This window comes from Flavobacteriales bacterium, from assembly GCA_021296215.1.
Lineage (GTDB): Bacteria > Bacteroidota > Bacteroidia > Flavobacteriales > ECT2AJA-044 > ECT2AJA-044.
In genome coordinates this window covers 934-2,773 of sequence record JAGWBA010000130.1, presented here as the reverse complement: position 1 = coordinate 2,773, position 1,840 = coordinate 934, and the positions used below count along the sequence as shown (strand labels likewise).

Here is a 1,840-nt window from a genome sequence, read left to right as displayed (position 1 = left end):
TCGGAGAATATTTCCTTGGCGGTCTTGCGGTTTACTTTTCCTTCCCCGATAAGTTCCAGCAGTTCAGCGAGGTTCTCGGGGGGAACCGGAAATTCGGCTATGCTGTCTTCGTTTTCAACTTCTCTCAGCATCTCGTTTAAGATCCAGTTGCTCGCCGCCTTCTGGTCTTTTACGTGTTTTGCGCACTCTTCAAAGTATTCGGCAAGCGGTCTTGAGGATGAAAGCGTCTCGGCATCGTTTCTCGGTATGTTGAATTCATCCACGAACCTGCTGAGCTTTTCTTCGGGGAGTTCCGGGAGGGACAGGCGGATTTTCTCCAGATAATCCTCATCCACCACGACCGGCAGAAGGTCGGGGTCCGGGAAATATCTGTAGTCGTGAGCCTCTTCTTTTGATCTCATCGCAAATGTGACCCCTTTTTGGGAGTCAAAAAGCCTCGTTTCCTGGACCACCTTTCCTCCGCTTTGAAGGACTGCCTCCTGTCTTTTTATTTCGTATTCTATAGCTCTTTGTATGAAGCGGAAGGAATTAAGATTTTTGATCTCGGTTTTTGTTCCGAGTTTGCTCTGCCCTGCCGGTCGCACGGAAACGTTCGCGTCGCAACGCAGGCTCCCTTCCTCCATGTTTCCGTCGCAGACCTCAATATATCTGAGGATTGTCCTAAGTTTCTTTACGTATTCGATCGCTTCCTCGGCGGTTGAAATGTCAGGCTCGCTCACTATTTCCACAAGCGGCACTCCGGCCCTGTTGAGATCCACATGGCTTTCGAAGTCGGAATATTCGTGCACGAGTTTTCCCGCGTCTTCTTCTAGGTGTATGCGGGTTATTCTGATTTTCTTTTTACCGTCCCCCGAATCTATCTCGAGGTGTCCCCGAAGGCAAAGCGGTTCATCGTACTGAGAAATCTGGTAGCCCTTTGGAAGATCGGGGTAGAAGTAGTTCTTCCTCGCGAATCTTGATTTCCGGGCAATTTCACAGTTGGTTGCCAGTCCGGCTTTTAGTGCGTACTCAAGAACCCTTTCATTAAAAACCGGCAGCACCCCCGGCATACCCAGACAGACCGGATTCACCTGGGAGTTGGGGGGACTCCCGAATTTCGTTGAGGAAGAAGAAAATATCTTGGATTCAGTAGCAAGCTGTGCGTGTACTTCAAGACCAATTACCGCTTCGTATTGCATTGATTGTTCCTTCGGGAGAAATTTGATAAAGCAGCCGAGCGAAAATTATATATGTACTTGGCCAGCAGGCAACCTTTGGCCCGCGTATTTCTGTCTAGGATAATAGATCTAGCGGAAAGCTCTCTCAACGAATCCATCGTTTTTTTGACCTTTCGGCTCAAAAACTTTATTCTTTCTGCTTATATTGGCATATACTCCTGTTGATTGGTTTAGGTGAAGTCAAACCAACCGGATATGCCGCTTTTTTCCAAATTCTCCGTACACCAGATTTAAATATGACTTAGAGGAGGACATAAGATGAGAATTTCAGTAGTTTTAGCCGTTTCTTTTTTCACTCTGCTTTCTTTTATGTCACTTCCTGCCCAAGCCGATAGCGACCAGAGCATACGGGAGCAGATAGAGGAGCTTAAGAAGCAGATAGAAAAGCTTGAGCAGCAGATCAACACTAAAGTGTATGAGGCTACGGCGAAAGATTCTAAGGCCTGGTACAACAAGATAAAGGTCAAAACCAAGAAAGGCTCGGGTCTTACTTTCCAGACCGCGGACAAGAACTACAAGCTCAGGATGAGGTTCTTTGGTCAGTTTCTGGCCAACTACACAGATCCTGACGCTGACGAAGAGGGTCTTGGCTTCAGTGTAAGAAATCTCTGGTTGATCTGGGA

Annotated in this window: 2 protein-coding genes; one reads left to right on the top strand and one right to left on the bottom strand. The window is 47.4% G+C overall.

Going from position 1 to position 1,840, the window contains the following annotated elements:
- Nucleotides 1–1,178 (bottom strand): Asp-tRNA(Asn)/Glu-tRNA(Gln) amidotransferase subunit GatB (gene gatB, locus J4F31_12485; GenBank protein ID MCE2497370.1); only part of this gene is annotated, 1,178 nt, incomplete at its 3' end.
- A 348-nt stretch (nucleotides 1,179–1,526) separates the two neighbouring features.
- On the opposite strand from gatB, the gene J4F31_12480 reads away from it, so the two are divergent.
- Nucleotides 1,527–1,840 (top strand): hypothetical protein (locus J4F31_12480; GenBank protein MCE2497369.1); only part of this gene is annotated, 314 nt, incomplete at its 3' end.